General features: G+C 47.2%; 4 protein-coding genes and 1 pseudogene. All 5 read left to right on the forward strand.

Features of this window, described 5'->3' with window-relative positions; all coding sequences use genetic code 11:
* A pseudogene (locus Q0338_RS09110) lies at positions 1-493 on the forward strand (sodium-dependent transporter); the annotation flags it as partial.
* 2 nt (positions 494-495) lie between these two features.
* Complete coding sequence (locus Q0338_RS09115) at positions 496-1,836, forward strand: sodium-dependent transporter (RefSeq protein ID WP_298086477.1); 1,341 nt, start codon at positions 496-498, stop codon at positions 1,834-1,836.
* On the forward strand, positions 1,837-2,418 hold the full coding sequence (locus Q0338_RS09120) for a TRAP transporter small permease subunit (protein ID WP_298086478.1): 582 nt from the start codon (positions 1,837-1,839) through the stop codon (positions 2,416-2,418). It begins immediately after the preceding gene.
* The gene (locus tag Q0338_RS09125) at positions 2,415-3,740 is read left to right on the forward strand and encodes a TRAP transporter large permease subunit (protein ID WP_298086479.1); all 1,326 of its coding nucleotides are present in this window, start codon (positions 2,415-2,417) and stop codon (positions 3,738-3,740) included. Before Q0338_RS09120 ends, Q0338_RS09125 begins: the two co-directional genes overlap by 4 nt.
* Before the next feature lie 51 nt (positions 3,741-3,791).
* Positions 3,792-4,853, forward strand: a 1,062-nt coding sequence (locus tag Q0338_RS09130) for a hypothetical protein (protein ID WP_298086480.1), incomplete at its 3' end; no start/stop codon positions are given.

The raw sequence follows: 4,853 nt of genomic DNA on the forward strand, positions 1-4,853 counted from the left end.
ACTAGTGTTTATCTCGCTGCCGACGCTATTTGCGAAGCTCGGCACGCTCGGACACGTGCTTGCGTTTGCATTTTTCTCGGCACTGCTTTTTGCGGGCATTACCTCGGCCATCTCGATGCTAGAGCCGTTTACGCACTATCTCATCCGCGAGTTTGGCTTTTCTCGTAAAAAAGCCCTCGCGCTAATCGGCGCTTTTATCTACTGCATGGGCATTTTGTGCATACTTTCAAGCATAGATGGCGTTAAAGAAAATTTGGTATTTTTCGGCAAGAGCTTTTTTGACTGCCTTGATTTTCTCAGCTCAAACATCATCATGCCTATCGGCGGCATCACGGTGTCGATTTTTGTCGGCTTTGTGATCAAAAAAGACGCGCTTTACATACTTTTTGGGCCGTATATGAGCAGGGTCGTATTTGAAATTTGGTATTTTATGATTAGATTCGTGGCTCCCATCAGCATCGTTATCATCACGATAAATGCGCTAAGGGGCTAAGCGTGGCAAGCGATAAATTTTCTAAAATCGGATTTATATTATCCATCGTGGGTGCCGCGATCGGACTTGGCAATGCGTGGAAATTTCCATACATGGTCGGCGCAAACGGCGGCTCGGCGTTCGTGCTTTTGTATCTTGTTTTTGCTGTTGCGGTCGGGCTTAGTATATTTTTTGCCGAGATGGCGATGGGTAAAATTTCAAACGCCGATCCCGTTAACGCCTTTCGCTCGCTCGCTCCTAAAAACGGCAAATTTTGGGGGTATGCGGGCGTCATAATGATAACTGGCGTTTTGGTGGCGTCGTTTTATACGGTTATCATCGGCTGGGTTATTAGGTATTCGGTCTTATCTCTTGGCGAGCTTCCGCAAAGTATCGCGGTTTCGGGCGAAAATTTCGGCAAATTTATAAGCTCTGATATCTCGGGTCAAATTTTATACTTTAGCATCGCGTTTGCGGCCTATTTTTTCATCCTTTCAAAGGGCATAAAAGGCGGCATCGAGCGCATAAATTTATGGCTTTTGCCGACGCTTTTTTTACTACTTATTTTTATGCTGATTTACTCGATGCAGATGGGCGGATTTTCGCAGGCGGCGGAGTTTTTGCTAGTGCCTGATTTTTCTAAGATCACGAGCGAGGCGGTGTTTGTAGCTCTGGGGCTTGCTTTTTTTACGATGTGCGTTGGTATCGGCGCGATCGCGACGTATTCGGTTAGTCTGGATGATAAGACAAATCTTTTCACATCTTCGCTCTACGTCGTCGCGCTAAACATCATCGTTAGCGTCGTCATCGGGCTCATCGTTTTTACCTTTGTTTTTGAGTACGGCGAGCAGCCTAGCCAGGGCGTAGGGCTTGCGTTTATATCGCTGCCTACGCTGTTTGCTAAGCTAGGAGCGATGGGAAACGTCTTAAGCTTTACGTTTTTTACCGCGCTTATTTTTGCGGGGCTTACGTCGGCTATCTCGATGGTCGAGCCGCTCGTTTTTTATCTCATAAACGAGTTTAAGATCCCTCGCCTGGGCGCTATCGCGATCGTTGGCGTTTGCGTTTACTGCCTGGGCACGCTTTGCGCGCTTTCAAATATTACCGAATTTAAAGACGCGCTCACGTTTTTTGGCAAGGGATTTTTTGATGTTTTAGACTATCTTAGCTCAAATATCATGCTGCCGCTTGGCGGCATCGTGATAGCGGTATTTGTCGGCTACGCGATGAAAAGAGGCAGCCTAGAGGAGCTATTTTTACCGTATATGGGTAGGGCGGTTTTTGAAATTTGGTATTTTTTACTGCGATTCGTCGCGCCGATTTGCATTTTAGCGATAATGATAAGACAAATTTTGGGGAGTTAAATGGAACGAAATTTAAAAAAAGTAGAGAGGTTTTTCGATAAATTCGGCAACATCGTGGGCTACGTCTGTATCTTTGTGATGTTTTTGATGATCGCGGACGTTTTTTTTAACGTCACGGCGAGATATTTTTTCAAATACGGCAACGTCGGCCTCCAAGAGCTCGAGTGGCACTTTTTTAGCGTCATCATCCTGCTTGGCATGAGCTACGCGCTAAAAGACGATACGCACGTGCGAGTGGATATATTTTACGAAAAGATGAGCGTAAAGAAAAGGGCGCTCATAAATATGGCTGGCGTTATCCTTTTTATCCTGCCGCTTGCGCTTTTGGTCGCGTGGCTGAGCTGGGACTACGTCATAGAGGCGTATGAGAGCGGCGAGGGTAGCGCGGATCCCGGCGGCTTGCCGTATCGCTGGGTTATCAAGGCCTTTATCCCGTTTAGCTTCTGGCTACTTATATTTTTTAGCGTCGGCTACTTTATAAAGTGGCTAAACGTCTATCTGGACGCTCGCTCAAATTTAAGCGAAGAGGGCAAATTTGACGCAAATTTAAACCAAACCGCGCAACAAGGAGAGGGAAAATGACCGGCATCGTAATGTTTTTAGCCGCGCTTTTTATGCTTGCTATCGGCTTTAGCGTCGCATTTACCTTTGGCGCGATAGCCGTTATTTTCGGACTCATCGGCGGTATGGTCGAGAGCTTTGGCGACGGTAACGGCTTTATGGGCGGGCTTGAGATATTTAAAGAGACGTTTAACTTCATGCCTTACCGCATCTACTCGATAATGGAAAATAAAATCCTCATCGCCGTGCCGCTTTTCGTTTTTATGGGCATTATTTTGCAAAAGACCAAGCTGGCCGAGAGATTGCTCGAGTCTATGGCGTTTTTATTCGGCGAGATTCGCGGCGGCGTGGCGATTAGCACCGTTTTGGTTGGCGCGCTGCTAGCCGCATCTACGGGCGTTGTCGGAGCTAGCGTCGTAGCTATGGGCGTTATGAGCTTGCCCGTGATGCTAAAGTACAACTACAACAAGGCTCTAGGCTGCGGCACTATCTGCGCTTCGGGCACGCTTGGACAGATCATCCCGCCTTCGATCGTTCTGATTATCCTAGGCGACGTCTTTACGGTGCCCGTCGGCGATCTTTTCCGCGAGGCGATATATCCGGGTCTTGCGCTAGTTGGCGCTTATATAGCCTATATCCTCATCGTGGCTTACGTGAAAAAAGACTACGCGCCGCCCGTCGCCATCGAAAGCGACGTGCCTAAATCAAAGCAAATTTTAAACGCTATCCTTGCGATTTTGCCGCCGTTGGTGCTCGTCGTGCTGGTGCTTGGTTCGATATTTGAAGGCATCGCTACGCCGACGGAGAGCTCGGCGTTTGGCTGCGTTGGCGCGATCTTGCTTTCGGTTTTTTACAGGACTTTTTCGTTTAAGATGCTAAAAGAAGCGCTCGAAGAGAGCGTCAAAACCACGGCCGTCGTCTTTACTATCCTTATCGGCGCGACGGCGTTTTCGATGGTGTTTAGCTACACCGGCGGCGACGAGATCGTTGAGGAAGTGATGTCTAGTCTACCCGGCGAAAAATGGGGCTTTATCATCTTAGCCATGATTACGATTTTTGCGCTCGGATTTTTTATAGATTTCGTCGAGATTTCTTACATCGTGCTGCCGATCTTAGCGCCGATAGCCGTAAATTTAGGCATAAATCCGCTATATTTCGCTATCGTTATCGCGATGAATTTACAGACTTCGTTCCTCACGCCGCCGTTTGGCTTTAGCCTCTTTTATCTAAAAGGCGTGGCGCCGGCAGAGGTCAAGACCTCCGACATCTACCGCGGCGTGGTGCCTTTTATTGCGATACAAATTTTAGTTCTGATCATTTTCACGATCATCTTGCTAGGCTAAAATTTATCTTTGTAAGGCTATAATCTCTTAAATTCACTCAAAGGAGAGAAAATGAGAGAGATAGCCTTAGTTTCGGCGTTTGCCCTGATCGCGAGCGCCGAAAGCAACCTGATAGAAATCTACAAAAACGCCTCATTTATCCATCAAAACTTCACTGACCAAAAAAGCGAATTTAGCTTAAATTTGCCCGATTTCGTCGAGCTTGAGGATATCGACGTGGCTGCGTCGTGCGAGCTAGTGAGCCTAAATTTAAACGAAGCAAAGCCCGCAGAAAACGAGGCCTACGCTAAATTTAAGCAAAACGAAAAAGAGCTTGGGGAGCTAAACGATAAACTAAACGCGCTAAACTCCAAAAACGCTTTTTTAAATAATTTTCCCGCTTTTAAAGAGCAAAGCGTCGCAAATTTGGACGCCGACGGCGATAAATTTTACGAAGCCGTGCTAAAAAATCTAGCTCAAATTTCGCAAACCAAAAAGCAAATCGACGAGCTGAAAAAGAAAATGAACGAGGCCGAGATTAAAAATTTTCAAAAGCTTGATTTGAAATTCGAATGCGACCCAAAACAGGTCAAGATCTCCTATCCCGTGGGCGTTAGCGTAAATTTGAAAAATAAAATCCATGCCGACGTCGCCAAAGGCAAGGTCGAAATCTCGCAAAATTTGACCGTGACAAATCCTCTGGGTATCGATCTAAACTCCCTCACCATCGCGCTTTATCCGTTTTACTACTCGTCAAATTTGACGCCCGCGCCATTTTATCCGCGCTATGAGGGTAAGCCAAAACCGCGAAATATGATGCCGCTAGCAGCCGCGCCGATGATGGAGGCGAGTGCCGATATGGCCGTGGCTAGGGCGCCCGCAAAGAAAAGTAGCGTCAAAGACGTGCAGTCAATCAACGAGCAAAATACGCTTGCAAACGCATGGCGTATCGAGGGCGTGAGTCTAAAAGCGGACGAAACGGCTGATTTTGCCTACGACAAGCAGAGTCTGGATGCTAAATTTGACCTCGTGATCGACGGCTACGGCAGCGTGGGCGCTTTTGTTAGAGCCGCGTTTAAGCCAGAGCGTAGCATAGAGGGCGCGCAAAGCGAGTTTAAGATTGACGGTATAAAT

This window comes from uncultured Campylobacter sp., assembly GCF_938018145.1.
GTDB lineage: Bacteria > Campylobacterota > Campylobacteria > Campylobacterales > Campylobacteraceae > Campylobacter_A.